Genomic DNA, 25,611 nt, shown 5'->3' with positions numbered 1-25,611 from the left:
GGTGCTTCTCCACGGCGGCCCAGAAGTCAGCGGTGCGGAGGTCCTCGACGCTGTCTAGGTTCTTGCTCTCGGCCAGCTGCTGGAGGTCGTCGGCGATGGCGTCGAGATCGAAGTCGCTGGCGTCGTGCCGGCCCGAGGGGCCGGCGATCGTGCTCGCGATGAACGTGGTCAGGCTGTCGCGGTCCATGGGTGCTCCTGTGACTCGGCGGGGTGTCGGGATGACCTTATGCGGTCCGGCTCCGGCCCCGACGTCGAGGAGTGCGCGCGACGGGAATCTCACGCCGTGGAGATCAGCCATGTTCAGTCCAGGACTGCTGAGCGGAGTCAGCCGCGCCCACCTCGCTTAATGGCCACACCGAGGGCAGCTGTCGTGAACGCCACAAGTCCTATCAGGGGGCCGACGTGGCAACTACGGGCCGGGTGAAGATCGACGCAGGGGAAGGTGTCGAGCTCGACTGGCCGGTAGATCCGGGCCAGGGTGAGCAGTCGATCCCCGTCCACAGAACCCCAGTCTTCGAGGTAGCTTTCATTCCGATCGGTCGGATCCTTTGAGTCCACCGCTCACCAGGGGCTAGGTTGTGACTCAGGACACGTAGTCGACAAGAGAGTCAAGGTGGACACGCTGTCATCGAAGTTCCCATAGACATCACGCTCCTCGTGTCCTCGCGGCACCTGAGCGAGGCTCAAGTGAACGGAGGATTGCTGATGAATACGCCTGACCGCTCCCCCACTGTGAATGAGCTCGGCCGTACCCCAGTTCAGATCGCGGCCCTGGTGTACGGTGGCGTCTTTCTTCTCGTCGGGATAGCAGGGTTCATCCCCGGCCTGACGAGCGACGTCGGTTCGATGCAGTTCGCTGGGCATCAATCTGAAGCGATGCTGCTGGGCATCTTCCAGGTCTCGATCCTGCACAACGTCGTGCATCTGTTGTACGGCGTCGCCGGGATTGCCCTGGCCAGCCGCGCATCCCTTGCCCGTCTCTACTTGCTGATCGGCGGCATCGTCTACCTGGTGCTGTCGATATACGGCCTCGTCATCGGCGAGGAATCGATGGCCAACTTCGTGCCGCTGAACACCGCCGATGACTGGCTCCATTTCGTCCTCGGCGTCACCATGATCGCCCTGTCGTTCCTGCCCCGGCGCCGACCAGGCCGCACCGCCACCGCGACCCAGCTCGGGTGACCGAGAGGGAACCGACGCCGGAGCCCCCATCCGCCTCTCTACGACACCACAGACAGGCTCACCCCGGTCGAGAAGGCCACCGGGAGGTGAAGGGCGGGTTCAACAAGCAGGAAGACCCCCCGTACAACAACCGCACCACCTCACTGAATGGAGAACATCATGCTCAAGATGCTGAGCGACCTCGGACTGAGGTCGGACCACATGTACACCGCCGGCTTTGCGTCGATCGGCCTGACGGTCGCCCAGTGGACAATGTCCGCCATGAAGTCCAGTGACTCGCGCGCTCAAGCCGACCGCTGGGGTCTGTTCGTCGGTCAATGGGCTCCAACCTTCTTCGTACTGGGCGTCGCTATGAAGCTCGAAGAGCAGCGCTCACTCCCCGCCCTCGGGAAGAAGGGCTAACAGCTAGCACGCGTCGCACAGTCGGAAGGTGGGGGCGAAGAATCTTGCCCCCACCTTCCGCTCGTCCGAAGCAACCCGAGTCCACGACACTAGGCACTTCGACCTGGCACCGCACCCCGCGGCACCCTGCTGATGCGCGGAGAAGACAGCGAGATCGCCCATGGGGCCAGCATGACGTGAGAGCGAGATGGACGCCAGGGTCGGATGAACACCCGATGAACACAATTCGCCCCGCCCTCCAAGATGGAGAGCGGGGCGTTTCGTTCTCTGACCTGCCGAGCCGCCTGCCGGAATCGAACCGGCGACCTATTCATTACGAGTGAATCGCTCTACCGACTGAGCTAAGGCGGCGTTCCCGCCGGTCACATGGCGGACCGCATCACTGTACGGGACTCGCGGTGGCGGGCGCAAAGCGATTGGCCGCGATCCGCGTCACGCTCAGCAGGTCAGCCCGTCCTCCGGGACCGTGTCCTCGAGGAGGTAGGCGTCCACCTGCTCCTCGATGCAGCCGCCGGAGCGCCCGTAGGCGGTGTGGCCGTTGCCCTCGAAGGTCAGCAGGCTCGCGCTGTCGAGCTGGTCGGCGAGGCTCTCGGCCCACTTGTACGGGGTGGCCGGATCGCCCGTGGTGCCGATCACCACGATGGGGCCGGCGCCCTCCGCGGCGATCGGCGCGGGCTCGCGAAGCGCGGGCTCCGGCCACTGGGCGCACGGCGAGTTGTCGTTGCCCATGGTCGGCCCGAAGGTCGGGAACTCCTCCGCGAGTCGTTCAGCCTCCTGGTCCTGCCACTGCTCGTCGGCGATGCCGGGATGGTCCAGGCAGTTCACGGCGGTGATCGCGTAGGTCGAGTTGGTGCGGTAGGTGCCGTCGGGCAGGCGCTCGGCGGAGCGGTCCGCGATGGCCAGCAGCGGCTGCCCGTCCCCCTCCATGGCGGCGGTCAGCGCCTCGCGGCCCTCCGTCCAGGACTGGTCGCTGTACAGCATCGACATCACGGCCGATCGCGCGAGCGCGCCCGTCAGCGGCCGCTGGGGATCGTCGGTCTCCAGCGGCTCGTCATCGACGGACTCGAAGAACGAGATCAGCTCGTCCTTGGCAGCCGCGGGGTCCCCGGAGAACGGGCACGAATCGGCGCTGTCCAGGCAATCCTGCAGGAACGCCTCGGTGGCCTGCTCGAAGCCCTCGGCCTGCCCGGCGGAGAGCTCGTCCATCGTGATCGTGGGATCCATGGCGCCGTCCAGGACGAACTTGCCGACCCGGTCGGCGTAGAGATCGGCGTAGGTGGCCCCGAGGTAGGTGCCGTAGGAGTAGCCGAGGTAGTCCAGCTGCTCCGAGTCCAGTGCTGCGCGCAGCACATCCATGTCGCGGGCCGCGGAGTAGGTGTCGAGGTAGGCCAGCACGTCCCCCGAGTTCTGCTCGCAGGCGTCGGCCAGACGGGTGTTCCACTCCTCGGCGAGCTGGTCGGCCTCCGGGGTCCCCGCCTCGGCGGTGACCGAGCGGTACTCGTCGGTCTCCTCGTCGCTGAGGCACTCGATGCCGGCCGAGCGGGCGACGCCGCGGGGGTCGAAGCCGACCAGGTCGTAGGAGGAGCTGACCTCGGGAGAGATCAAGTACGGCGCCGATTCCAGGAAGTTGACGCCGGAGGCGCCCGGGCCGCCCGGGTTGACCACCAGGGATCCGGTGGCCTCGCCGGTGGCCGCGATACGGGCGACGGCGATCTCGATGTCCCCGGCCGACGGATCGTTCCACGCCAGGGGGACGGTGATGGTCCCGCACTCGGCGTCCGGGTTCGCGACGTCCTCGCACTCGCCCCACTCGATGGACTGCTCGTAGTACTCGGCGTAGGCCGGGTCGGTGGCGGGGTCCGTGCCGAGGTCCTGGGCGGCCGAGGTCCCGATCTCCGTCAGGGGCAGATCCGCTTCTCCGGCGGGGGCGTGCTGGGTGGCGCCGCCGCCGTCGCTGGCCGAGCCGGCGCTCCGGTCGGGGCCGACGTCGTCCTGGGTGCACCCCGCCATCAGCAGGACCGCCGCTGCCGCCGCTGCGGTGATGCGGGCGAACGGACGAGGCGACAGGCCTGCGAAGGTCATGCGGTGTTTCCTTGTCTGAGGACGGACGGGACCGGGGCGACGGGGCCGCCGAGGAGTGCAGCCCCGCAGCGCTCATCCGACGATCGGACCCGGCCGCGGGTCGGATGCGCGCGAGGAGCGGGGCCCGGCCATCCTAGGCCTCGCCGGGTCCCGCTCGGGCCGCGCCACCCGCCTCGGGCCGGGTCCGTTGCCGTCCTAGCTTCTGGTCCGGGGTGTCAGGCTGCGACGTTCCGTCTCCGTCGGCTCGCCGAGGGTCATCCGACTTCGCGGTGCGACCAGCGCCAGATCCCGAACGCGGCCGGGAGGATCACCAGCAGCACCAGCGGGATCAGTTCGAAGGCTGTCGCCTCCCCGTTCCCGAAGGCCGTGGCGGCGGTCTGCAGGTCGAATGCGCGTACCAAGTCGGTGAGGAACTCGGAGCCGGTCAGGACTCCGACCGCGGAGGCGGTGCCGACCACGAAGGGGAACCCGATCGCGGCGATCAGGCCGAGCACGGTCGATTGCAGGGCCAGGCCCATGGCCAGCGAGAACAGCAGCGTGGCCGCGAGCAGGGACAGCTGTGTGGTCAGCACGGCGTCCAGCGTGTCGAAGGACGCGCCGTCGCCGAGCATCTCACCGCCGATCCAGGTGGCCAGTGCGGCGAGTGCGAGCGAGAGCGCCACCAGCACACCGACCACCACGATCGCGGCGAGCGTCTTCGAGGCCAGCACCGCCAGGCGCCCGGGGCGCTGCAGGAGAGTGACCTGGATGGAGCCGTCGGACCACTCCCCCGCGGTGATCAGCACCGCGATGATCGGGATGATCAGGGACAGCGGCAGGGACAGGGTGATGACGGTGAACTCGAGGTCCGAGGTGTTCATGGGCAGCAGCGCGGGCTGGAGGAGCCCGCCGAGACCGGCGAACGCGGCGACGAGGATGAGGCTGATGGCCACCATGATGGCGGCGGCGCGGGTATCGAGATAGGCGCGGATGTCGAGCAGGGGGCGCATGGGGGTCTCCTCGGAAGAGTCGATGAAGGTCACGGGCAGGGCGTCACGCTCGGGATCGAGCGCGGGCGCCCGTGAGGGAAAGCGGCCGCGGTCCCTCGGTGGGGGCGCGCGGAGTCAGACCGACGCGGGCTCTATGGGCTGGGCGAGCGATGAGCCCCCGTCGGCGGCCTCCGGCTCGGTCTGCCCGGTCAGGGCGAAGAAGATCTCCTCGAGGCCGCCGCCGTCGGCCGCACCGAGGGAGGTGAGCACGATCTGCTCACGCAGGGCGAGGCGGCCGACGTCCTCCGGGGCGAGGCTGACCTCGAGCACCTCTCCGGGGCGGTGCTCGTAGGCGATGCCGTGCTTGTCCAGGGCAGTGATCAGCGCCGCCGGGTTCAGGGCCCGCACGTGGGTGCCGCCGCCGGCGGTGAGGTCCTCGAGCGTGCCCTCCTTCACCAGCCGGCCGCCGGCGATCACCACCAGCCGGTCGACGGTGGCCTGGACCTCGCGCAGCTGGTGGCTGGACAGCAGCACCGTGCCGCCGGCATCGGCGAAGGAGCGCAGCAGGCGACGCATCCAGCGGATCCCCTCGGGGTCCAGGCCGTTGGCGGGCTCGTCGAGCACGAGCACGGCGGGGTCGCCGATGAGGGCGACGCCGATGCCGAGGCGCTGGCGCATGCCGTAGGAGTAGCCGCCCACGCGCTTGGCGCCGGCGTCGGCGAGCCCGACCATCTCGAGGACCTCGTCGGCCCGGGCCGGCGGCATGCCGATGGTGCGCGCCGCGAGGCGCAGGGTCTCCAGCCCGGTGCGGCCGCTGTGCAGGGCGCGCGCATCGAGCATCACGCCGATGATGCGCGCGGGGTGGTCGAGGCTGCGGTAGTCCGCGCCGCCGACGAGGGCCTGGCCGGCGTCGGGCTCGGCGAGGCCGGTGAGGATCCGCAGGGTGGTGGACTTCCCGGCACCGTTGGGACCGAGGAAGCCGGTGATGGTGCCGGGGTGGCAGACGAAGCTGAGATCGTCCACGGCGGCACGGCCGCCGTAGCGCTTGGTCACGGAGCGCACCTCAAGGGCTGCGCTGCCGGCGGTGAGGGTGGGCGCGGAGGGGTCGCGGGTGCCGTTGTCGCCGCTGGGGGTCTCGTCACGGGGGCCGGTGTTCGTCGTCATGGTCCCGAGCCTCCTCCCCGGCGGTCTGCTCGCGACAGCGACCGGCGGTCAGGCGCTCGATGACGAACGTCGGGATCCTCAGTGGTTCCCGTCGGCCGTGCTACGACCTCCGTCGATGCGCGGCTCGACCTCCGGCTGGATGGGTCCGGCGACGGGGATCTGGACGCCGCAGGCAGTTCGGGCGCCGATACAGTGTCGACGTGGAGGAACTGGGAGCGCCCGTGCGCCGGATCTGGCAGGAAGTGCTGGTCCTCGCCGTGGTGGGGATCGAAGTGGTCCTGCTGGTGCTCACGGCGACCAGCCCCGGCGAGTGGTGGCGGGCCGGGCTCGCCGCTCTGCTCGCGGGGGCACTGATGTTCCGGCACCGTCACTGGCCGTGGCTGCTGCCGCTGGTGCTCGCGCTGAACTCCCTGTCATGGTCGCTGGCCATCCTGATCATCGTCACCTACGCCTATGCCACCCGCAGCAGCAGCCGCCTGCGCACCTTCCTGGTCTCGGTGCTCGCGGTGGCCTCGGGGGCGGTGCCGGTGGCGGCGCTGCAGGGTCCTGCGATCTCGACGACGGGGACGGTCATGGGCCTGGTCCTGACGGTGCTCGTGGTCGCCGCGGCGGCCGCGACCGGGATGTACACCTCCACGCGACGCATGCTGCTGGCGCAGCTGCACAAGCGCGCCGAGCAGGCGGAGACGGGCCAGGCCGCGGCGGAGGAGCAGGCCCGCCGCGCCGAGCGCACCCGCATCGCCCGGGAGATGCACGACATCGTCGCCCACAAGATCTCGCTGGTCGCCCTGCAGGCCGGGGCGCTCGAGGTCAACTCGAACCTGGAGCGGGCGCAGGTCGAGCAGTCGGCCGCGCTGATCCGGCAGACGGCGACCACCGCGCTGTCGGAGCTGCGGGAGGTGCTGGGCGTGCTGCGCAGCGACGGCGAGGAAGCCCCGTTGATGCCGCAGCCGACGTGGGAGGACGTGCGACGCCTGGTGGAGACCTCGAAGGATGCGGGGATCACAGTGGATCTGTTCGACTTCATCGACGATCCCGTCCCCGATCCGCTGGCGCGCACCGCGTACCGGGTCGTGCAGGAGGGGCTGACGAACATCCACAAGCACGCCCTGCACACCAAGGCCCGGGTCGCCCTGATCGGCGAGCCCGGCACGGAGCTGATCATCGAGGTCAGTAATGTATTGCCCAAGGGGTTCACGACTGATCTGCCCGGGGCCCGGATGGGACTGTCGGGCATCGAGACCCGCGTGGCCCATGCGGGTGGGACGATCACGTCGGGGCCCACCGATGATGGACGCTTCGAAGTGAGGGCGGTGATCCCGTGGCCGACGACAACGTGACGCGCGTGGGACTGATCGACGACGATTCCCTGGTGCGCGCCGGGCTGGCGATGATCCTGGGGGCCGATCCCACGCTCGAGATCGTCGGCCAGGCCGCGGACGGTTCCGAGGCGGTGCCGCTGGTGCACAAGCATCGGCCCGACGTGCTGCTGATGGACGTGCGCATGCCCGGCATGGACGGCATCGCCGCCACCAAAGCGGTCTCGGCCCTGCCGGACCCGCCGAAGATCATCATGCTGACCACGTTCGACATGGACGAGTACGTGTTCCAGGCGCTCGAGGCCGGGGCGGGCGGCTTCCTGCTGAAGGACACCCCGCCCCAGGAGCTGGCCCGGGCGGTGCACGTGGTCGCCGGCGGTGACGCCATGCTCTCCCCCACCATCACCCGCCGGATGCTCTCCCACTTCTCCGACGCCAATCCCGGCTCCCGCCAGGAGCGCCACCCCGGGCTGGACCAGCTCACCGAGCGTGAGACGGAGGTGCTCGGCGCCGTGGGCGCGGGGCTGTCGAACGCGCAGATCGGGATGCGCCTGTTCATGAGCGAGGCGACGGTCAAGGCGCACGTCTCGAAGATCTTCGCCAAGCTCGACTGCACCAATCGCGTCCAGATCGCGATCATCGCCCACGAAGCGGGCCTCAGCGACCTCGACGTGGATCCCGCCGTCGAGGGCTGAGCGGCCGTTCAGCCCCAGCCGAGCTCGTGCAGGCGCGCGTCGCTGATGCCGAAGAGGTGGCCGAGCTCGTGCAGCACCGTCACGGCGATCTGTTCCACGAGGTGCTCGCGGGAGACGGCGGTGCGCTGCAGCGGGCCGCGGAAGATGAAGATCCGGTCGGGCTGGGCGAAGCCGTCGAAGACGCTGCGCTTGTCCAGCGGGATGCCCTCGTACAGACCCAGCAGCTCGGTGCCGGCGGAGTGCTCGTGGCTGGGCTCCTCCTCGACCAGAATCGCCACATTCGCCTCGGCGATGGAGCGGGCGACCTCCTCGGGCAGGGAGTCCAGGGCGTCGTCGACCGCTTCCTCGAACTCCTCGCGGCTGATCGTGATCATGGAGCCATCGAACCACGCTCACGCCCAGCGCCTGATGGGCAGACCGACATGCAACCGTCACGGGCGGAGGAGAGGTGCGCAGGAAGCGCGGAAGGAATGAGCACGGAAAGCGGGGCGGGACGTGAGAGCGCTCGAGGCGGATGTCGGATACGCCGCATCGACCGGCAGTGCGCGCGCGGCATGCGCGACGGGCAGGTATGCTCTGCGGCGGGCAGTTTTCGCTGTCCGGGCCCCCATCGTCCAGCGGCCTAGGACACCGGCCTTTCACGCCGGCGACACGGGTTCGAATCCCGTTGGGGGTACTCCTCTGACCTGCTCTGAAGAACTCGACCATGGCCTTCGGACTCCAGTCCGGAGGCCATCGGAGTCTCTCGGGCAGAACATCACATCGCAGTGGGACCGGACGCGCGAGGACAGCGCGCCGCCCTCGAGCGTCAACTGGCTCTCGATCGTCAGCTGAGCGTTGCGCCGATGATCATGATCCCCACCAGTCCGAGCCCCGCTACGACCACGTGGGAGACGCCCAAGGTCGTCCCGATGACCGCTGCCGTGCGGCGACGCCCTGTCGACACGAGGCCGATCACGCCGAAGATGGTCGCCACGATGGCGATGACCAGCGGAGGCGCTGCGGGGGTGTGGACTCGGCGGTGTCGTGGGTCATGCCCAGAGACTCTACTCAGCGGACCGTCTGACCAGGCATACTGTCGGAGCCGACCACGTCGGCCGCCCCTCGGGCGGCAGGTGCGAGACGGCTCACAGCCAAAGTGGCTGTGAGCGCCGCGAAGGTCCGGTAGAGTTATCCAGGTCGATCCGCCGAGCGGATCGAACACCAAGGCCCTGTAGCTCAGTTGGTTAGAGTGCCGCCCTGTCACGGCGGAGGTCGCCGGTTCAAGCCCGGTCAGGGTCGCCCCTCGCGAAGGCCCCGGAACATGGTTCCGGGGCCTTCGTCGTGTCCGAGATCGCCGCCTCACACCTGGACATCTCCCCGACCTGCGGGCATACGCTCGCACAATGAGCACGACAGCACTGAACCACCGCATCCGCCTCGGTTCGAGGCCCCACGGAGAACCCACCGGAAGCGACTTCCTCCATGACGCAGTCGCCGTCCCTTCCCCCGGCCCGGGCCAGGTGCTGCTGCGGACGCGCTACATCTCGCTGGACCCCTACGTGCGCGGCCGCATGAGCGATGCCAAGTCCTATGCGGCCCCGATGGAGGTCGGGGACGTCGTCGTCGGCGGCACCGTCTCCGAGGTGGTCGAATCCGGGGCCGAGGAGTTCACCGCGGGAGAGATCGTCCTGTCCTACGGCGGGTGGCAGGAGTACAGCCTCGAGCCCGCCGAGCGGCTGCGCCGGCTGGACCCCGACGCCGCCCCGGTCACCACTGCGCTCGGCGTGCTCGGCATGCCCGGGTTCACCGCCTACGCAGGCCTGCTGGCCATCGGCAAGCCGCAGCCGGGTGAGACCGTCGCGGTCGCCGCCGCCACCGGCCCGGTCGGCTCCGCCGTCGGCCAGATCGCCAAGCTCCAGGGCGCCCGGGCCGTCGGCATCGCCGGCGGGGAGCGCAAGATCGCCCATCTGCGTGAGCTCGGCTTCGACGAGGCGCTGGACCACCGCGCACCGGATCTTCCCGGCCGCCTCGAGCAGGCCGCGCCGGACGGCATCGACGTGTACTTCGAGAACGTCGGCGGGCCCGTGTGGGATGCCGTGCTGCCGCAGCTGAACGAGTTCGCCCGCGTCCCCGTGTGCGGGCTGGCCGCGAACTACAACGCCACCTCGCTGCCCGAGGGCCCCGATCGCAGCGGGCAGCTGATGGGCGCCGTGCTGTCCAAGAGCCTCACCCTGCGCGGCTTCATCCAGCGCGAGTTCGTCAGCTCGATGTTCTCCGACTTCCTGCGGGACATGACGCAGTGGGTCGCCTCCGGCGAGGTCACCTACACCGAGGACATCACCGAGGGGCTCGACAACGCCCCCGACGCCTTCGTCGGGATGCTGCGCGGGGACAACTTCGGCAAGGCGATCATCAAGGTCTCCTGACCTGACGGGATCCCTCGTGCCCGACGGGCCGGGGCGCGGGTGCGCGCGCGACGCGGATGCCTCCACGTCCTCTGCCACCCCAGCCTCGGCCGTCGGGACCTGCGGCCCTGCCCGTGGCGTCGCTCTCACCGCGCAGCCCGGGTTGGGTCCACCCCTCGAGGCCTGTTAACCTTGTCCTCGGCCGCTTCGGCGGTCACGGCTCTGTAGCTCAGTTGGTAGAGCGTTCGACTGAAAATCGAAAGGTCACCGGATCGACGCCGGTCGGAGCCACCACAGGAAGGGACGATCTGCGGATCGTCCCTTCTGTCGTCCAGGCCGACGGGTCACGATCAGCGCGGCCGTCCAGGACGAAGGGCCGCCGTCAGTGCGATCGCCAGGCGTCTTCGTCCTCGGTGCGCCGGGTGACCTCGTCGGGCAGGTCATCGTCGGCCAGCTGCTGGATGGACACGTGCTCGAAGACGCTCCGCAATGCATGCCTGGCCGAGATCCACACCCGCTGCAGGGGTGCCGCGTTCCCGTTGTAGGCCACGGCTTCGGGGCGCTGGTCGTACACCGACACCAGCGGTCCGTCGACAGCCCGGATCACGTCCGCGACGCTGACTTCGTCCGCCGGCTTGGCCAACCGCCATCCGCCGGCCGGGCCGCGCTGTGACTGCACGAGTCCTGCCCGTCGAAGGTCTCCGAGGATGGTCAGCAGGAATCCGCGAGGGATGTCCTGGTCGTTCCCGAGCACCTCAGCGCTGAGCGGACCCCGGCTCGGATCCCCCGAGGCCATCTCGATCAGCGCGCGCAGCGCGTAGTCGGACTTGGTGGAGACCCTCATAGCGCCCAGTTTCGCAGAGCCGGCGGATCATGCTGCGATCAGTTCCGCCTCGGCGGCCTCCGCAGCTCTGGCGGTGCGCTCCTGGCGCACGGCCCACGCGATGGCGAGGAGCCATGCGGCAGCGACGGCCACGGTGAGCACCGTGGCGGCACTGCCCGTGATCCCGAAGGTGCCGGCGATGGTGCGGACGTTCGTGAGCACGATGAGCCCGCCAGCTGCGACGCCGATGACCCGCGCGGGGAGGATCCGCACCAGCCAGGCGGCGATGGGGGCGGCGATCACACCGCCGGCGAGCAGGGCGCCGGCGATCGCCCATTCGATCCCCTGCGAGCCGAGCGCGATGAGGAAGCCGAGCGAGCCGCCGACGGCGACCAGGAACTCGCTGGTGTCGATGGATCCGATCACCTTGCGCGGCTCCAGACGCCCCGAGGACAGCAGCGTGGTGGTCCCCACCGGCCCCCATCCGCCACCCCCGACCGCGTCCAGGGTGCCGCCGACCAGGCCCATCGGAACCAGCATCCCTGACCCGGGGCGGGCCTTGAAGACAGGCCGGCGCCCACCGAGGACGAGGAAGCGCCAGAGCACGTAGAGACCCAGCAGGAGCAGCAGGCCCGCGACCCACGGCTTCGCGACTGCTCCGTCCAGGCTGGAGAGGAACGTGGCACCGGCGAAGGCGCCGACGAATCCGGGGCCGGCGAGGATCGCCACCGTCCGCCAGTCGACGTTGCCCAGCTTGTGGTGCGAGATCCCGGAGACCAGCGACGTGCCGATCTCCGAGAAGTGCACCGCCGCCGAGGCAGCGGCCGGGGCGATCCCCACTGCCAGCAGCATGGTCGAGGACGTGACGCCATAGGCCATTCCGAGCGATCCGTCGACGAGTTGGGCCAGCAGCCCTACCGCCGCAAGAACCAGAAGTTTGCGCATCCTGCCCACCCTTCCCCGCAGGGAACCGTCGAAGCTGACCAACCGGACCGAGCCAGCGAACCACACTAACTAGATTATGTACACCGCCTTGGTTCACTTTGGGTTCGCGAGCCTCTGCCGGCATGCGCACCCTTGTGCAGGGCACGGAGTAGCCATAGCGTGACCAGCGTGAGCAACCGCGACCTCTGGCCCCTCATCCACGCTGAACGAGCCGCTCTCGCGGAATCGCTCTCCGACCTGCCTGACGACGCCTGGAACACCCCCTCGCTGTGCGACAGATGGACGGTCGAGGACGTCCTGGCCCACCTCACCGCCGCGGCCCGCACCTCCACCGTCCCCTGGCTGGCGAACATGGTCGCCTCCCGGTTCGACACGGACCGTCACAATCGGCGGCTGCTCGAGAAGCATCGGGGCGCGACCCCGGCCGAGACCCTCGCCACTTTCCGTCGCGCGAGCACCACGACCGCCGCGCCACTGGGATCGCAGCAGGGAGCGCTCGGCGAGGTCGTCGTGCACTCTCAGGACATCGCCCGCCCGCTGGGCCTAACTCTTCTCCCCTCCCGGGAGGCGGTCGAAGCGGTCGCCGCCTTCTTCGCCCGCACGGACTTCGCCGTCAACAGCCGAACGCTCACCAAGGGGCTGCGTCTCGAATCGAACGACGGGCAGCTGCGCACCGGGGACGGCCCCATGGTCACGGGGAACTCCCTCGCGCTGGTTCTCGCGATGGCCGGACGTCCGAGCGCGCTGGATGAACTGTCCGGCGAAGGGGCCGCGATCCTGCGCGATCGCCTGGCCGATGCCTGAGCGAACAGGCCGACGCGTGTTTGCTCCGACACGTCACTGCCGCCGCAGGCGCCGCTCCGTGTCGGGCCACCGCACGTGCAGGCTGTCGGTGCCCATCAGGCCCTTGGTCGCGAGGTAGTCGGCCAGCACCACGCCGCGCGGGGAGAGCTCGACGATCGTCAGCCCGGTGATCTCGTCGTCGGTGTCCGCGTCCAGCACCCACTGTTCGGCGAGTTCCCACAGTCCCTGCTGCTCGACGAGCTCCTCGCCCGCGACGAACTCCACGGGCTCACCGAGGCAGTGTCCGAGCAGGCTGCGAGGCTGGACGACGTCGTAGTCGTCGGTGAGCGGCTCGAGGTAGCCGACCGTCTCGCCGTCCTCGCGGGTCACCGTGACCCAGTCGCTCGCATCGCTCATGAGGAGACACCCTACCCAGCCCCCGGGATCTCGTGACGCACGGGGAGCACCGCCCGTACAGTTGGGCTGAGCAACCGGGCACGATCCCGGGCACGCCGAACCTGCTGGGAGGACGACAACGATGTCTGCCGAGAACCCGGATCTCCAGATCGCACAAGCTGCGACCCTGCAACCCATCACCGAGATCGCCGCGCGGGCCGGAATTCCCGACGAGGCTCTCGTTCCCTACGGCACGAACAAGGCCAAGGTCGACATCCGCCGGATGAGCGCCCCCGGCCCCGAGGCGGCGCGCTCCCCGAAGCTGGTGCTGGTCTCGGCCATGTCCCCCACCCCGGCCGGCGAGGGCAAATCGACCACGACCGTCGGCCTCGCCGATGCCTTCTCCCTGAAGGGGCTCCAGACGATGGTCGCGCTGCGCGAGCCGGCGCTGGGCCCGATCATGGGCATCAAGGGCGGCGCCACCGGCGGCGGCTACTCGCAGGTGGTGCCGATGGAGGACATCAACCTCCACTTCACCGGCGACTTCCACGCGATCCAGATCGCCAACAACACACTGGCCGCCCTCGTGGACAACCACATCCAGCAGGGCAACGAGCTGGACCTCGACCCGCGCCGCATCCAGTGGAAGCGGGTCGTGGACGTCAACGACCGCGCGCTGCGAGAGATCGTGGTGGGCCTCGGCGGCCCCAGCCAGGGCGTGCCGCGCGAGGACGGCTTCGACATCGTCGTCGCCTCCGAGATCATGGCGATCCTCTGCCTGGCCACCGATCTCGCGGACCTCGAAGCGCGCATCAGCCGGATCGTGGTGGGCTTCACCAGGGGCCGGGCGCCGGTCACCGTCGCCGACCTCGGGGTGGCCGGCGCCATCACCATGCTGCTCAAGGACGCCCTGCTGCCGAACCTGGTCCAGACCCTCGGCGGCACCCCGGCACTGGTGCACGGAGGTCCCTTCGCGAACATCGCCCACGGCTGCAACTCCCTGGCCGCAACCCGGCTGGCGCTGTCGCTGTCCGAGATCACCGTGACCGAGGCCGGCTTCGGCTCGGATCTGGGCGCCGAGAAGTTCCTGGACATCAAAGCCCGCCTGGGTGACCTGACGCCCGACGCCGTGGTGGTCGTGGCCACGGTGCGGGCGCTGAAGATGCACGGCGGTGTGGCCAAGGATGACCTCGCCACCGAGAACATCGAGGCGGCCCTGGCGGGCACCTCGAACCTCGCCCGCCACGTCGAGAACCTCCGGAAGTTCGGCCTGGAGCCCGTCGTCGCACTGAACCGCTTCCCCACCGATACCGAGGCCGAGCTGGAGGCCGTCCTGGGCTGGGCCCGGCAGCAGGGCTTCCACGCGGCACTGTCGGAGGTGTGGGCCCGCGGCGGTGAGGGTGGTCTCGCCGTGGCCGACGAGGTGCTCGCTGCGATCGACGCGGCCCGCGGCGACACGACCGGCACGGATGAGACGGGCTTCCGCCCGCTCTACGATCCGGCCGACGGCATCGAAGCCTCGCTGCGCACCCTGGCCCGCGAGATCTACGGGGCCGACGACGTCGTCTTCGAGGACCGCGCCCCGGCGCAGCTGAAGATGCTCCAGCGCAACGGCTGGGACACCCTGCCGGTGTGCGTCGCCAAGACCCAGTACTCCCTCTCCGACGATCCCACCCTGCTCGGGGCGCCCACCGGCCATGTGCTGCACGTGCGCGATCTGGTGCCGAAGATCGGGGCCGGGTTCGTGGTCGCGCTGACCGGATCGATCATGACCATGCCCGGGCTGCCCAAGGAACCGGCCGCGCTGCGGATGGGCGTCACCGAGACCGGGGAATCCGTCGGACTCTTCTGAGCTCGTCCGGCCGCCGAGAGCCCGGATCGCGCTGCGTCGACGACGGAGCCCGGTCGCTCGATGGCGACGGTCGCGCTCAGCGGCGACGGTCGCGCTCAGCGACGGCGGTCGCGCTCTGCGACCTCCACGGCCTCCCGCTCGGTCTCGTCCTCGAGGTCGACGTCGATGACCTCGGAGTCCTCGACGTCCTCCGCACCGGCTTCGGGCTCCTGCCAGTTGCGGTCGGTGACCGCGTCCGCCGTGGAGACGCCGACGTTCTCGGGGAAGCGTCCCCCGTCGGCCATGCTCTCGTGGTCGTCGCCGGCCTCATCGAGGAATCCGTCCTCGTCGTCGTCCTCGTCCGACGGGGAGGCCAGGCGCGGGCTGAGCTCGTCGATCGCGTAGTCCCCGCCGCGCACGAAGCCGCGGCGGAAGGCGGCACGACCGACCATCACGCTCGCCACGGGCACCGTGAGCATCTGCGCGAGCAGCACCACCAGCAGGAAGGCGGCCAGCGACCAGGACCGCGACACCAGGGCGGCCCCCGAGAAGACGAGGATCAGGCCCAGGGTCTGCGGCTTGGAGGCGGCGTGCAGGCGCATGAGCACGCCGTCGAACCGGTTCAGCCCGATCGCGGCCAGCACGGCCAGCACCAGTCCGGCGCCGATCAGCACGGCGGCGATGGTCTCCACGATGGTCATCGTCCCTCCCCCTGCGACCGGTCTGCTCCGAAACCCCAGTCCTCGTCGTCGGCGAGAGCCCCGTCCCCGTCCTCGGTCCCGGCGCCGACGCCGCGCTGCGGGCCCGGCCCGTCCTCGAGGCCGAAACCGTCCTCCGCTTCGAACCCGCGCTCGGTCTCGCCCACCTCCAGGGCGGCGTCCTGACCGTCCTCGAGATCGAACGTGTTCGCCGGCGATGCCACCTCCGGGATGGTGCTGAGCGAGCTGACGGATCCCTCGGCGTTCGCGCCGAGCGAGCCGGCGGAGTCCGTGGCGCCGGCGCCCTGGGGGCCGTCGGCCGCGCCCTGAGAGCCGACGGGACGGCCGGGGGCTCCATCGCGGTGATCGACGTGGATGGCATCGAGCGGGCCCGTGTCGGTGTGCGGCTCCTCCTGGTGGCGGCGCCGCGTGCCCTGCATGGGCTCCTCGCGCGCGACGAAGCGGGCGAAGGTGACGGTGCCGATCAGGGCGAGTCCGGTCAGGGCCAGCATGGCCGGTCCCGCCCAGGCCGCCCGGGCATGTGCCGTATACACGGCCATGCCGATCACGACCAGCACGACCAGGGAATCCGTGGAGACGGCGCGATCGAGGATGGTGGGGCCGACGATCATGCGGTAGACGACGCTCAGCGCGGTCAGGGACAGGATCGCCCCATAGATGACGAGGATCAGATCGAAGGGACTCATCGCAGCCCCGCATCCTCGAGCACCTGGCGGCGGCCGACGGCCCGCAGCAGCCGTGCTTCCTGCGCGCGCACGGTGCGACGGGCCCGCTCGACCTCCTCGGGCGTGCCGGCTCCGATGGTGTGCAGGAACAGCATGCCGGTCGCGCGCTGCGCCTCGACCACCACCGAGCCCGGGATCAGCGTGCACAGCACGCCGGTGGCGGTGAGGAAGAAGTCCGAGCGCGAGGCCATCGTCACGGCGATCACCGAGCTCGGCGGCGGAGGCTGGGGCCGGACCGCGTACCAGCCCACCTCGACCGCGGAGACGCACAGATCCGCCAGGAAGCGCAGCACGAAGTAGGCGAAGCGCAGCGGGCGCAGGGTCAGCTCGTGCCCGGTCGGCGGCATCGGGAACAGGGCGAACACCAGCACCGCGGCCAGCAGGCCGCCGAGGACGTTCTGCAGGCCGAAACCGCCCCACAGCAGGCACCACAGCGCCACGGAGATGAGGATCCACAGCCAGGAGCCGAGCAGGTCGCGCAGGCGTCCGGTCATCGCTCCTCCACCTTCCGGCCCTCGTCGTCGATCCGGTAGACCAGGTCGCTCGCGGCCTCGTCCCCGAGCACGGCCCCGACGTACGGGGCCCTCGAGAGCACCGTACGCGCCGCCTCGGTCGAGTAGTCCATCAGCGGTCCCGCCAGCACCGTCAGCAGCAGCGAGAAGCCCACCAGTGCCGCCGTCGCGCCGGTCATCACGCGCGGCGTGCGCACCTCGCGGGAGAGGACCTCCTCCCCCGGCTCCTGCCAGAACGCACGGTTCCAGATCTTCGCCATCGCGTACAGCGTCAGCAGGCTGGTGACCACGCTGATGGCCACGAGGATCTGCCCGGGGGCCCCGTAGTCGAGGCCGGCCTGGATCAGCCCGGCCTTGCCGAGGAATCCGGACAGCGGCGGGATGCCGGCGAGGTTCATGGCCGGGACGAAGAACAGCACCGCGATCAGCGGGGCCAGCCGCGCCAGCCCGCCCAGCCTGACCAGGTTCGTCGTCCCACCGCGGTGCTCGATCAGTCCCGCCGCCAGGAACAGCGTGGACTGGACGGTGATGTGGTGGGCGATGTAGTAGATCGCCGCCCCCATCCCCATCAGGGTGCTCATCCCGATGCCGAAGAGCATGAAGCCCATGTGGGAGACCAGCGTGAAGGACAGCACGCGTTTGAGGTCGGTCTGGGCCACGGCGCCGAGGATGCCGACGAGCAGGGTGAGCCCGGCCGCGGCCAGCAGCAGGTTCTGGATCTGGGAGGCGGGGAACAGCAGCGTCTCCAGGCGCACGATCGCGTAGATGCCCACCTTCGTCAGCAGCCCGGCGAACACGGCGGTCACGGGCGCGGGCGCCGTCGGGTAGGAGTCCGGCAGCCAGGCGCTGAGGGGGAAGATCGCGGCTTTGATCGCGAACGCGACCAGCAGCATCAGCTCCAGGATCATGCGGGTCCCGAAGTCCAGCACGTCCAGGCGCACCGCGAGCTCGGCCATGTTCACGGTGCCGGCCGCGGCGTACACCGCGGCGATCGCCGCCAGGAAGATCACCGAGCTGAGCAGGGAGACGATCACGTACGTGGTCGCGGCGCGGGTGCGGCTGGCCGAGCCGCCCAGGGTCAGCAGCACGAAGCTCGCCGCCAGCAGCACCTCGAAGCCGACGTAGAGGTTGAACAGGTCCCCCGCGAGGAACGCCATGGACACCCCGGCGACCAGACCCAGGTAGGTGGGGTGGTAGATCGCCACCGGGGTGCGGCCGGAGTTCTCGCTGACGGCCTGCGCGCTGGAGTACACGAGCACGGCGAGGGTGACGAAGCTGGAGACCAGCAGCATCAGGGCGGTCAGCCGGTCGGCGACCAGGACGATGCCCAGCTGCGGAGTCCAGTTGCCGATCTGGAGGACGAGCACGCCGTCCTGGGTGACGTGGTAGCCCATCACCAGGGAGACGACGAGGATGGCGACCAGCGTGAGGATCGTCAGCCACAGCTGGACGCGGGCGTGGTGGCGCAGCAGAAGGGTCACGGCGGCACCGCCCAGGGGCAGCATCACCGGCAGCGCGAGGAGCAGTTCCATGCTCACTCCTCCTCTCCGTCGGTGTGCTCGCGGCCCGGCGCGTGGGGCCTCGGGGCAGCGCCCGGGCCTGTGCGGGGGTCTGTGCCGGGGTCTGTGCCGGGATCTGTGCCGGGGGCGGCTCCGGGATCAGCGCCCGTCCCGTGGCCGAGGTCCGACTCCGGGTCCGTCGCCGGACCCGCCCCCGGGGCGTCGGCCGCGTGGTGCGCGCGGCGCGGGCCCCGACGGCGCACGGCCGGCCGGGGCGCCCGTGATTCGCCCTCGTCGGCCTCGGTGTGATCCTGCGGGACGTCCTGGGCCCCGGTGAGGTCCGAGCCCAACGGATCTCCGCCGGAGGGGGCGAAGCCCTGGGAGTGCATGAGCGCACCGCGCCGGGATTCCTCGGAGAGCACCTGGGACCACGGCAGGTCCTCGCTCCCCTCCGCGCGGCGGCGGCTGCGCCGCAGCACGCGGCGGTCCTCGACGTCGTCGGGCACCTCGTCGTGGCCGAACAGCTGCCAGGCCCGGTAGGCCAGGGCCACCCCGAAGGCCGTCATCCCCAGGGAGATCACGATCGCGGTGAGCACCATCGCGAACGGCAGCGGGTCCGTCATGGTCTCCGCCTCGCCGCTGCCCTGGAACGGGGGCCGGCCGGGGTCGCCGGCGGCGACGATGAACAGCACGTTCACGCCGTTGCCCAGCAGCACGAAGCCCAGCACCACGCGGGTCAGGGTGCGCTCGAGCACGAGGTAGACGCCGCAGGCGATGAGCACCCCGGCGATCAGCAGCAGAGTGAGGCTAACCGGCATCGGACTCGGCCTCCTGCTGCTGATCGATCTGGGCGCCCAGGGAGCGCAGGACGTCGAGCATCACCCCGACCACCACCAGGTACACCCCGGTGTCGAACAGGAGGGCGCTGGGCAGGTGGACCTCGCCCAGCAGCGGCACCTCGAGCACGGGCGTCGCCGTGGCGAAGACGCTCCCGCCCAGCAGCACGGGCAGCGCCCCGGCGGCCACGGCCAGCACCATCCCGCTGCCCAGGACGAAGCCGGCCTGGACCGGTGCCGCCTCGGAGAGCTCGTAGCGGCCGCCGGCCAGGTAGCGCAGAGCCAGGGCGAGGCCCGCCACCAGGCCGCCGGCGAACCCGCCGCCGGGATGGTTGTGGCCGGCCATCAGCAGGTACAGCGAGAACATCATCATCAGCGGGAAGGCGATGCGGGTGACCACCTCGAGGATCACCATCCGCCGCTCGGGGGCCAGGGTGAGGCCGGCCGAGAGCCAGGTGCGCCAGCGGTTGCCCCCGGAGACGTCGTCCGGGCGGGCGTCGAAGTCCAGCGCGTTCTGCGGGAGCGCGGCATCGGAGCGGCGCCGCCAGATGGAGGCGCGCGGGTCCAGGTCCCGCACCCGGGAGATGGACGGTTCCCGCCGGGTGACGAAGATCAGCGAGGCGACTCCGGTGGCGACCACGAGCAGCACCGCGATCTCGCCCATGGTGTCCCACACGCGGGCGTCCACCAGCGCCACGTTGACGGCGTTGTGGCCCCCGCCGATCTCGTAGGCGGCCTCGATCAGGCCCGGCCCGAGCGCCGGGCCGGAGCGGGCGGCGGCGCCGTAGAGGGTCGCCCCGCACAGCACCACCGCGGTCGTGACCGCGATGGCCCAGCGTCCCCACGCCCCGATCCGCAGGGGCCGGCGGGAGAAGTGGATCGGCAGCCGGCGCAGCACGAGCACCAGCACCACCGTCATCGCGGTCTCGACCAGGACCTGCGTGGTGGCGACGTCCGGGGCGCCGGCGACCAGGAACAGCATCGCCACCGCGTACCCGGTCACGGAGATCAGGAACACCGCCCGCAGGCGACGACGGGAACGGGCCGCCCCCACGGCGGCGAGCGCCGCGACCGGCAGCACGATCAGTTCGAGGGGGTGGCGGAACAGCACCAGATTCGTCGGCACCGGAGTCAGCGTGATCGCCACGGGCACGACCACTGCGATCAGCACCAGCAGCATCGTGCCCAGGGTGTAGGGCAGCGAGCCCCTCTGGAACAGCGGAGTGACGGCGACGGAGAGGGAGTCGATCTTGCGCAGCAGCCGTCGGAACCCGCGCTCGGCGTCGATCCGGTCCAGCGCCTCCTCCCCGGCCCAGCGCTGCGGGGAGACCTGCTTCTGGAACCTCGCGAAAGGCCTGGCGACCACGCACAGCACCACCCCGAGGCCGAGGGTGAGCACCGAGGCCAGCAGGGGCACCCCCAGGGACGGCACCACCGCCAGGTGCACGGTCTCCCCGGCCGCGGGCACAGCGGCGGCCACCGCGGCGACGATCTCCTCGACCCGTCCCGAGGCCGCCGCCAGCGCGACGGATCCCAGGGCGACGACCGCGGGCGGCAGCCAGAACAGCGCCGGGATCCTCGCGCGCTGGACCGGTGGGGCGCCCGGTGCGACCCCGAAGGCACCGGCCACGAAGCGCCAGGAGTACGCGACGGTCAGGATGGAGCCGGCGACCAGGGCGGCCAGCAGCAGCCGGTGCCAGTCCCCGCCCTCCCAGAGCGCGGCGTACAGCGCCTCCTTGGCGACGAAGCCGAACAGCGGCGGCACCGCAGCCATCGACGCCGCGGAGACCACGCCGATCAGGGCGACCACCGGCGCGACCCTCCAGACCCCTGAGAGGATCCGCAGGTCGCGACTGCCGAACTTCTTGTCGATGATCCCGACGACCATGAACAGGGGCGCTTTGAACACGGCATGGGCCACCAGCATGCCCATCGCCGCCAGCAGCGCGTCGTGAGTGGCCAGGCCCGCCACGGCCGAGAGGAAGCCGAGCTGGGAGACGGTGCCGTAGGCCAGCAGCAGTTTGAGGTCGGTCTGGCGCAGCGCGCGCCACCCGCCGAGCAGCATGGTGGCGGCCCCGAGCACGGCGATCAGGACGCTGATCGCCTCCAGGTGGGTCAGTGCCGGACCCAGCCGCAGGATCAGGTAGATGCCGGCCTTGACCATGGCCGCCGCATGCAGATATGCGGAGACCGGGGTGGGTGCCGCCATCGCTCCGGGCAACCAGAAGTGCGTGGGCACCAGTGCCGATTTGGTCGCGGCCCCCGCCAGGATCAGCAGCACGGCCAGGGCGAGGCCCGGCCCCGCGTCGGCCCAGATCGGCGCGGCCACGATGGTCGAGATCCGCAGCGACCCGGCCGCGGCGGCGAGCATCAGCAGCCCCACGAGCATCGCCAGACCGCCCGCGGTGGTGGAGATCAGGGCGTTCAGCGCTGCCCGGCGCGAGGCCTGCTTGTCCTGATAGTGCCCGATCAGCAGGTAGGAGAAGACGGTGGTCAGCTCCCAGAACGTGTAGAGGACCAGCACGTCGTCGGCCAGCACCAGCGCCACCATCGCGCCCGCGAATGCCGTGAGCACTCCCGCGAATCGGCCCAGTCCCGGCTCGTTGTCCTGGAAGTAGCGTGCGCAGTAGAGCAGTACCAGCGCTCCGATGCCGGTGGCGATCATCGCCATCACCCAGCTCAGCGGGTCCAGGCGGAAGGCGAGGTCGATGCCGAGTGCCGGAACCCAGGGCACCGACGCGTCCAGCGGCGCCTCGGCCAGGGCGGCCGGGTCGATCGTGGCCAGCCACACCGCCGAGACCCCCGGCACCGCGGCCAGGAGGAAGAAGGCTCCGCGCCCCATCGCCCGCACCAGCCCCGGCCCGAGAAGGGCGGCCACCAGATGGGCCAGGAGCATCGTGTACACGCAGTCTCCGTCCATCGTGTGCGCAGCAGAGGGGCTCCCGGCATTCTACGGGAGCGCGTTCAGAGTTCTCCGAGAGTCGACGGCGGACCTGCGCTCACGCCCGCCGCCGGCTCCGTAGAGTGAGTGCATGGTCACTACTCCGCCCGACCGCGACCCGGTCGCGCCGGACACCGCCCCTCGCTCCCTCCGTCGCTCGGTCGTCTCCTTCGCGCTGTGGGACGGCGGGATGTCCGCCTTCAGCTCCGTGATCCTCACGTTCGTCTTCGCCACCTATGTCGCCAGCGCGGTCGCCGCGGAGGGCGCCGTCGGCGAGGAGGCGGTCAAGGCCGCTCAGGACCACGGGTCCCAGGTCCTCACCACCTGGCAGTCGATCGGGGCCGTGGCGATCGCCCTGCTCGCACCGCTGCTGGGCAATCTCGCCGACAGCGGCGGCGCCCGCAACGCACTGCTGCGCATCACCACCCTGGCCACGGTGGCCACGATCGCGCTGATGCCGCTGGTGGCCCTGGATTCGGACTTCCTGACGCTGGGAGCGGTGCTGATCGCGCTGGCCGTGGTCTTCAGCGAGCTCGCCGGGGTCTTCGTCAACTCCGTGCTGCCGGAGATCTCCACCCCGGACAACCGCGGCCGCGTCTCCGGCACCGCCTGGGCCGTGGGCTATTGGGGCTCGATCGTGTGCCTGGGGCTGGTGCTGGTGCTGTTCGTGATGCCCGGCACCGGCCTGCTGGGGATCACCGGGGACGAGGGCTGGAACCTGCGGGCGATCCCGCTGTTCGTCGCGGCCTGGATCCTGATCGGCACGCTGCCGCTGATGATCTGGGCGCCCGCGCACCGTGCCTCCGCCCCCGGCCAGAGGTGGACGCCACTGCAGGGGTACGCGAGCATCGTGCGTCGCGTGCTCCGCGCATTCCGCGAGGAGCCGGTGATGCTGCAGTACCTGGTGGCCTCCGCGATCTACCGTGACGGCCTGGGGGCCGTGTTCTCCATCGCCGGAGTGCTCGCGGCCAACGCCTACGGCTTCGACACCGTCGGCATCATCGTCTTCGGCATCGCCGCGAACCTGGTGGCCGGCTGCGGCGTCTTCCTCGGCGGGCGGGTCGACGACCGCGTCGGCCCGCGGCCGGTGATCATCGCCGGCTGCCTCGGAATCATCGTGCTGGGCCTGGTGGTGCTGTTCTTCGGCTCGACGCTGGTGTTCTGGGTGGCCGGCCTGGCCATCTGCCTGTTCGTCGGCCCGGTGCAGTCCGCCTCGCGGAACCTGCTGACGCGCCTGTCCCGGCCCGGCCGCGAGACCGAGAACTTCGGCCTGTACGCGACCACCGGCCGGGCCCTCGGGTTCCTGGGGACCGCCGCGTTCGCCGCCACGGTCGCGATCTTCCAGGACACCCGCACCGGCATCCTGGGGATCGTGCTGGTGATGGCGGTGGGCCTGGTCGCCTTCCTGCCGATTCGGCTCGGCGCCGCCGGGAAGGCGCCCGCCGCGCTCACGGAGCCCGCCCGCTCCTGAGGTCGAGGGAGCCGGTCGATCCACGGGCCGGCGACCGGTCGTGCCGGCCGCGTTCCGGGTCGGGTCAGGCCAGGTCCGCGGGGTCGACGAGGAAGCCCTCGAGGTCCACGACGTAGCCGCCGACGGTCTCCGTCAGCAGACCGGCGATCAGCCCGATGCGCCGGTAGGCGAGGGACCAGCGCTCCGCCGTCTCGGCGTCGGGGACCTCGATCTCGTCCTCCCCGTCGTCAGCGGGCAGATGCACCAGCGCGTAGTCGACCGCGTCGTCCAGCCAGCCGAGGGCGGTCAGCGCCGTCGGCCGCGAGCTGCGGCCCACCCGCACGGCGATCTCATCGCCGGCCGGCAGTGGGATCGTGAGGCTGTAGCCGCTGCGCGGGGTCTCCTCGGGCACCTCGTCGAGCTCGGCCTCCGGCTCCAGCGGCGCCAGCAGCTGGGCGAGGGACTCCGGTGCCAGAGCATGGGGACTGACCACGATCAGGTCCCGCACGTGGAAGGGGTGCGGCTCGAGGCGGACGCCGCCGTCGGTGACCACCGCCCCGAACAGCCGGCGACCCAGCGACCAGGCCAGGTCCAGAGCCCGGCGCTCCACGCCGAACGGCAGGCCGTCCGGGAACGCCCGCCCGTAGCCATGGGAATCGCTGAACCCGTCGGGCACCGGATCCTCACGCACCCGCGGGGTGTCCACGGTCCAGCGGCCCGCGCCGCGCGGCGAACGGTCCGGCAGCAGGCGGACGTCCTCGCCGAGGTCGATGACACCGTCCTCGTCGAGCTCGGCGTGCGGGCGCACGTTGCGCACCATGGCCAGCACCTCCGCTGCAACGGTGTCGCGGGGAAGCTGGAGGCGGTGACCGGTGCGGTCCGCGTCGGAAACGCCGGCGTCGCTCACTGGTCCTCCTCCACGGAGATCCGGGTGCGATGGAAGTTCCGGGCCGAGCGCGACGGGGTGGGGCCCCGCTGGCCGAGGTACCGGTTGAGGTTGCCCGCACTGCCGTAGGGCCGCTCCGACGGACTGGAGAGGCGGAAGAAGCACAGCTGGCCGATCTTCATGCCGGGCCACAGGGCCACCGGCAGCGTGGCCATGTTCGACAGCTCCAGGGTGATGTGCCCCTGGAAGCCCGGGTCGATGAACCCGGCGGTCGAATGCGTGAGCAGGCCCAGGCGACCCAGCGAGCTCTTGCCCTCCAGCCGGGCGGCGACGTCCTCCGGCAGGGTGATCTGCTCATAGGTGGAGGCCAGGACGAACTCCCCCGGGTGCAACATGTACGGCTCCTCGGGGGCGACCGCGACCTCCCGGGTGAGCTCGGCCTGCTCCACGGCGGGGTCGATCATCGCGTACTTGTGGTTGTCGAACAATCGGAAGTAGCGGTCTATCCGCACGTCCACGGACGCCGGCTGGATCATGGCGTCGTCGAAAGGATCCAGGCGTACTCGCCCGGCCTCGATCTGGCCCCGGATATCGCGATCGCTCAACAGCACGGCGTCAGCCTAACCGCCGCGCACCGGAGACGGCACCGTGTCCCAGCGGACTCCCCCGCCGGCCGACGGGCGCCTCCGCGCCGCCGGACGCCCTCGCAGCACCGGGCGCCCCCGGGCCGGCCCCGCGGGTGCGTCAGGCCGGTCACGGTCTGTCCTCCCGGTTCGCGAGCACCGCGGCGGACGGGTTATGCTGGCGTGCGTTCGCTGAGGCGGCGAAGGTCCCCGACGGGGACACGGTGCCGGTCGCGGCGATTCGCGGGTGTAGTTCAATGGTAGAACTTCAGCTTCCCAAGCTGACAGCGCGGGTTCGATTCCCGTCACCCGCTCTTGTGATGTCGCAGGACATCGGCATGGCCCGAACCCACGCAACGTGGGTTCGGGCCTTTGTCATCTCTGCTGTGGTTGGTAGTCGCGGGTGGGGTCGATGATGAGCTCTCTGAGGACTTCTCCGGTGG

General features: G+C 70.6%; 25 protein-coding genes and 5 tRNA genes. 12 read left to right on the top strand and 18 right to left on the bottom strand.

Translation table 11 applies throughout. The features are described 5' to 3' along the window. Positions 1-187 (bottom strand): hypothetical protein (locus AC5020_RS15915; protein ID WP_464988986.1); only part of this gene is annotated, 187 nt, incomplete at its 3' end. A 518-nt stretch (positions 188-705) separates the two neighbouring features. Here AC5020_RS15915 and AC5020_RS15910 point away from each other — a divergent pair. Both AC5020_RS15910 and AC5020_RS15905 read left to right on the top strand, forming a co-directional pair. Further along, positions 706-1,182, top strand: coding sequence for a DUF4383 domain-containing protein (locus tag AC5020_RS15910; protein ID WP_464988985.1), 477 nt, complete (start codon positions 706-708; stop codon positions 1,180-1,182). Between the two features lie 159 nt (positions 1,183-1,341). After that, the gene (locus tag AC5020_RS15905; protein ID WP_377017500.1) at positions 1,342-1,584 is read left to right on the top strand and encodes a hypothetical protein; all 243 of its coding nucleotides are present in this window, start codon (positions 1,342-1,344) and stop codon (positions 1,582-1,584) included. Between the two features lie 278 nt (positions 1,585-1,862). Here the strand turns inward: AC5020_RS15905 and AC5020_RS15900 are convergent. The 4 genes from AC5020_RS15900 to AC5020_RS15885 all read right to left on the bottom strand — a co-directional run bounded on the left by AC5020_RS15900 (position 1,863) and on the right by AC5020_RS15885 (position 5,798). Further along, positions 1,863-1,935: transfer RNA gene (locus AC5020_RS15900), tRNA-Thr, on the bottom strand. Between the two features lie 87 nt (positions 1,936-2,022). Next, complete coding sequence (locus AC5020_RS15895; protein ID WP_464988984.1) at positions 2,023-3,666, bottom strand: alpha/beta hydrolase; 1,644 nt, start codon at positions 3,664-3,666, stop codon at positions 2,023-2,025. Positions 3,667-3,920: 254 nt separating this feature from the next. After that, positions 3,921-4,655 (bottom strand): hypothetical protein, encoded by a 735-nt coding sequence (locus tag AC5020_RS15890; RefSeq protein ID WP_464988983.1) that lies wholly within the window; start codon positions 4,653-4,655, stop codon positions 3,921-3,923. A 114-nt stretch (positions 4,656-4,769) separates the two neighbouring features. Continuing rightward, entirely contained in the window at positions 4,770-5,798 is a 1,029-nt protein-coding gene (locus tag AC5020_RS15885) for an ABC transporter ATP-binding protein (RefSeq protein WP_464988982.1), read from the bottom strand. Between the two features lie 200 nt (positions 5,799-5,998). Here AC5020_RS15885 and AC5020_RS15880 point away from each other — a divergent pair, with 200 nt between their 5' ends. Both AC5020_RS15880 and AC5020_RS15875 read left to right on the top strand, forming a co-directional pair. Continuing rightward, positions 5,999-7,138 carry a sensor histidine kinase gene (locus tag AC5020_RS15880; RefSeq protein WP_377792989.1) on the top strand — a complete coding sequence of 380 codons (1,140 nt, stop codon included), beginning with the start codon at positions 5,999-6,001 and terminating at the stop codon, positions 7,136-7,138. Continuing rightward, the gene (locus tag AC5020_RS15875; protein ID WP_377792988.1) at positions 7,120-7,812 is read left to right on the top strand and encodes a response regulator; all 693 of its coding nucleotides are present in this window, start codon (positions 7,120-7,122) and stop codon (positions 7,810-7,812) included. The genes AC5020_RS15880 and AC5020_RS15875 overlap by 19 nt, the downstream gene beginning before the upstream one ends. 8 nt (positions 7,813-7,820) lie before the next feature. Here AC5020_RS15875 and AC5020_RS15870 read toward each other — a convergent pair whose 3' ends face one another. Then, on the bottom strand, positions 7,821-8,186 hold the full coding sequence (locus tag AC5020_RS15870; protein ID WP_464988981.1) for a metallopeptidase family protein: 366 nt from the start codon (positions 8,184-8,186) through the stop codon (positions 7,821-7,823). Positions 8,187-8,415: 229 nt separating this feature from the next. On the opposite strand from AC5020_RS15870, the gene AC5020_RS15865 reads away from it, so the two are divergent. Next, a tRNA-Glu gene (locus AC5020_RS15865) sits at positions 8,416-8,488 on the top strand. Between the two features lie 150 nt (positions 8,489-8,638). Here AC5020_RS15865 and AC5020_RS15860 read toward each other — a convergent pair. Further along, the gene (locus tag AC5020_RS15860) at positions 8,639-8,788 is read right to left on the bottom strand and encodes a hypothetical protein (RefSeq protein WP_464988980.1); all 150 of its coding nucleotides are present in this window, start codon (positions 8,786-8,788) and stop codon (positions 8,639-8,641) included. A 231-nt stretch (positions 8,789-9,019) separates the two neighbouring features. Here AC5020_RS15860 and AC5020_RS15855 point away from each other — a divergent pair. From AC5020_RS15855 to AC5020_RS15845, 3 genes are all read left to right on the top strand, one after another. Further along, a tRNA-Asp gene (locus AC5020_RS15855) sits at positions 9,020-9,093 on the top strand. A 104-nt stretch (positions 9,094-9,197) separates the two neighbouring features. Next, complete coding sequence (gene curA / locus AC5020_RS15850) at positions 9,198-10,220, top strand: NADPH-dependent curcumin/dihydrocurcumin reductase (protein WP_377018242.1); 1,023 nt, start codon at positions 9,198-9,200, stop codon at positions 10,218-10,220. Positions 10,221-10,417: 197 nt separating this feature from the next. Beyond that, positions 10,418-10,493: transfer RNA gene (locus AC5020_RS15845), tRNA-Phe, on the top strand. A gap of 88 nt (positions 10,494-10,581) precedes the next feature. Here AC5020_RS15845 and AC5020_RS15840 read toward each other — a convergent pair. Together AC5020_RS15840 and AC5020_RS15835 are read right to left on the bottom strand one after the other, a co-directional pair. After that, entirely contained in the window at positions 10,582-11,043 is a 462-nt protein-coding gene (locus tag AC5020_RS15840; protein WP_377018243.1) for an RrF2 family transcriptional regulator, read from the bottom strand. 27 nt (positions 11,044-11,070) lie between these two features. Continuing rightward, entirely contained in the window at positions 11,071-11,967 is an 897-nt protein-coding gene (locus AC5020_RS15835; RefSeq protein ID WP_464988979.1) for a sulfite exporter TauE/SafE family protein, read from the bottom strand. Positions 11,968-12,135: 168 nt separating this feature from the next. Between AC5020_RS15835 and AC5020_RS15830 the strand changes: the two genes are divergently transcribed. Next, complete coding sequence (locus AC5020_RS15830) at positions 12,136-12,771, top strand: maleylpyruvate isomerase family mycothiol-dependent enzyme (protein WP_464988978.1); 636 nt, start codon at positions 12,136-12,138, stop codon at positions 12,769-12,771. Positions 12,772-12,804: 33 nt separating this feature from the next. On the opposite strand, the gene AC5020_RS15825 is transcribed toward AC5020_RS15830, so the two are convergent. Beyond that, entirely contained in the window at positions 12,805-13,167 is a 363-nt protein-coding gene (locus AC5020_RS15825) for a serine/threonine protein phosphatase (RefSeq protein WP_377018247.1), read from the bottom strand. 121 nt (positions 13,168-13,288) lie between these two features. Here AC5020_RS15825 and AC5020_RS15820 point away from each other — a divergent pair, with 121 nt between their 5' ends. Next, a complete protein-coding gene (locus AC5020_RS15820) occupies positions 13,289-14,998 on the top strand; it encodes a formate--tetrahydrofolate ligase (protein WP_464988977.1) in 1,710 nt (569 codons plus the stop codon). Between the two features lie 95 nt (positions 14,999-15,093). On the opposite strand, the gene mnhG is transcribed toward AC5020_RS15820, so the two are convergent. The 6 genes from mnhG to AC5020_RS15790 are packed head-to-tail and all read right to left on the bottom strand — an operon-like array spanning position 15,094 to position 22,164. Then, the gene (gene mnhG / locus AC5020_RS15815; protein WP_377018249.1) at positions 15,094-15,678 is read right to left on the bottom strand and encodes a monovalent cation/H(+) antiporter subunit G; all 585 of its coding nucleotides are present in this window, start codon (positions 15,676-15,678) and stop codon (positions 15,094-15,096) included. Next, on the bottom strand, positions 15,675-16,382 hold the full coding sequence (locus AC5020_RS15810) for an MrpF/PhaF family protein (RefSeq protein ID WP_464988976.1): 708 nt from the start codon (positions 16,380-16,382) through the stop codon (positions 15,675-15,677). Before AC5020_RS15810 ends, mnhG begins: the two co-directional genes overlap by 4 nt. Next, positions 16,379-16,915 (bottom strand): Na+/H+ antiporter subunit E, encoded by a 537-nt coding sequence (locus tag AC5020_RS15805; RefSeq protein ID WP_377018251.1) that lies wholly within the window; start codon positions 16,913-16,915, stop codon positions 16,379-16,381. The genes AC5020_RS15810 and AC5020_RS15805 overlap by 4 nt, the downstream gene beginning before the upstream one ends. Further along, positions 16,912-18,465 (bottom strand): Na+/H+ antiporter subunit D, encoded by a 1,554-nt coding sequence (locus AC5020_RS15800; RefSeq protein ID WP_464988975.1) that lies wholly within the window; start codon positions 18,463-18,465, stop codon positions 16,912-16,914. The genes AC5020_RS15805 and AC5020_RS15800 overlap by 4 nt, the downstream gene beginning before the upstream one ends. 2 nt (positions 18,466-18,467) lie before the next feature. Continuing rightward, a complete protein-coding gene (locus tag AC5020_RS15795) occupies positions 18,468-19,250 on the bottom strand; it encodes a Na(+)/H(+) antiporter subunit C (RefSeq protein WP_464988974.1) in 783 nt (260 codons plus the stop codon). Continuing rightward, complete coding sequence (locus AC5020_RS15790; protein WP_464988987.1) at positions 19,240-22,164, bottom strand: Na+/H+ antiporter subunit A; 2,925 nt, start codon at positions 22,162-22,164, stop codon at positions 19,240-19,242. Before AC5020_RS15790 ends, AC5020_RS15795 begins: the two co-directional genes overlap by 11 nt. 136 nt (positions 22,165-22,300) lie before the next feature. On the opposite strand from AC5020_RS15790, the gene AC5020_RS15785 reads away from it, so the two are divergent. Further along, entirely contained in the window at positions 22,301-23,680 is a 1,380-nt protein-coding gene (locus tag AC5020_RS15785; protein WP_464988973.1) for an MFS transporter, read from the top strand. Between the two features lie 64 nt (positions 23,681-23,744). Here the strand turns inward: AC5020_RS15785 and AC5020_RS15780 are convergent, their stop codons facing one another. After that, a complete protein-coding gene (locus AC5020_RS15780; RefSeq protein ID WP_464988972.1) occupies positions 23,745-24,566 on the bottom strand; it encodes a hypothetical protein in 822 nt (273 codons plus the stop codon). Continuing rightward, positions 24,563-25,156, bottom strand: coding sequence for a dCTP deaminase (gene dcd / locus AC5020_RS15775; RefSeq protein ID WP_377018256.1), 594 nt, complete (start codon positions 25,154-25,156; stop codon positions 24,563-24,565). The genes AC5020_RS15780 and dcd overlap by 4 nt, the downstream gene beginning before the upstream one ends. A gap of 255 nt (positions 25,157-25,411) precedes the next feature. On the opposite strand from dcd, the gene AC5020_RS15770 reads away from it, so the two are divergent. Then, a tRNA-Gly gene (locus AC5020_RS15770) sits at positions 25,412-25,482 on the top strand. Positions 25,483-25,611: the final 129 nt, after the last annotated feature.

The sequence above is a fragment of the Brachybacterium sp. SYSU DS0246 genome (assembly GCF_059391765.1).
The sequence above is the reverse complement of the archived record's forward strand: the minus strand, read 5'-3'. Positions and strand labels throughout refer to the sequence as shown.

Coding starts and splice junctions, on each gene's coding strand:
- AC5020_RS15835 (WP_464988979.1), bottom strand. CDS start 11,967: ATGCGCAAACTTCTGGTTCTTGCGGCGGTAGGGCTGCTGGCCCAACTC.
- AC5020_RS15890 (WP_464988983.1), bottom strand. CDS start 4,655: ATGCGCCCCCTGCTCGACATCCGCGCCTATCTCGATACCCGCGCCGCC.
- AC5020_RS15825 (WP_377018247.1), bottom strand. CDS start 13,167: ATGAGCGATGCGAGCGACTGGGTCACGGTGACCCGCGAGGACGGCGAG.
- AC5020_RS15795 (WP_464988974.1), bottom strand. CDS start 19,250: ATGCCGGTTAGCCTCACTCTGCTGCTGATCGCCGGGGTGCTCATCGCC.
- AC5020_RS15820 (WP_464988977.1), top strand. CDS start 13,289: ATGTCTGCCGAGAACCCGGATCTCCAGATCGCACAAGCTGCGACCCTG.
- AC5020_RS15870 (WP_464988981.1), bottom strand. CDS start 8,186: ATGATCACGATCAGCCGCGAGGAGTTCGAGGAAGCGGTCGACGACGCC.
- AC5020_RS15895 (WP_464988984.1), bottom strand. CDS start 3,666: ATGACCTTCGCAGGCCTGTCGCCTCGTCCGTTCGCCCGCATCACCGCA.
- AC5020_RS15785 (WP_464988973.1), top strand. CDS start 22,301: ATGGTCACTACTCCGCCCGACCGCGACCCGGTCGCGCCGGACACCGCC.
- AC5020_RS15885 (WP_464988982.1), bottom strand. CDS start 5,798: ATGACGACGAACACCGGCCCCCGTGACGAGACCCCCAGCGGCGACAAC.
- mnhG (WP_377018249.1), bottom strand. CDS start 15,678: ATGACCATCGTGGAGACCATCGCCGCCGTGCTGATCGGCGCCGGACTG.
- AC5020_RS15805 (WP_377018251.1), bottom strand. CDS start 16,915: ATGACCGGACGCCTGCGCGACCTGCTCGGCTCCTGGCTGTGGATCCTC.
- AC5020_RS15800 (WP_464988975.1), bottom strand. CDS start 18,465: ATGGAACTGCTCCTCGCGCTGCCGGTGATGCTGCCCCTGGGCGGTGCC.
- AC5020_RS15905 (WP_377017500.1), top strand. CDS start 1,342: ATGCTCAAGATGCTGAGCGACCTCGGACTGAGGTCGGACCACATGTAC.
- curA (WP_377018242.1), top strand. CDS start 9,198: ATGAGCACGACAGCACTGAACCACCGCATCCGCCTCGGTTCGAGGCCC.
- AC5020_RS15810 (WP_464988976.1), bottom strand. CDS start 16,382: ATGAGTCCCTTCGATCTGATCCTCGTCATCTATGGGGCGATCCTGTCC.
- AC5020_RS15840 (WP_377018243.1), bottom strand. CDS start 11,043: ATGAGGGTCTCCACCAAGTCCGACTACGCGCTGCGCGCGCTGATCGAG.
- AC5020_RS15910 (WP_464988985.1), top strand. CDS start 706: ATGAATACGCCTGACCGCTCCCCCACTGTGAATGAGCTCGGCCGTACC.
- AC5020_RS15790 (WP_464988987.1), bottom strand. CDS start 22,164: ATGCTCCTGGCCCATCTGGTGGCCGCCCTTCTCGGGCCGGGGCTGGTG.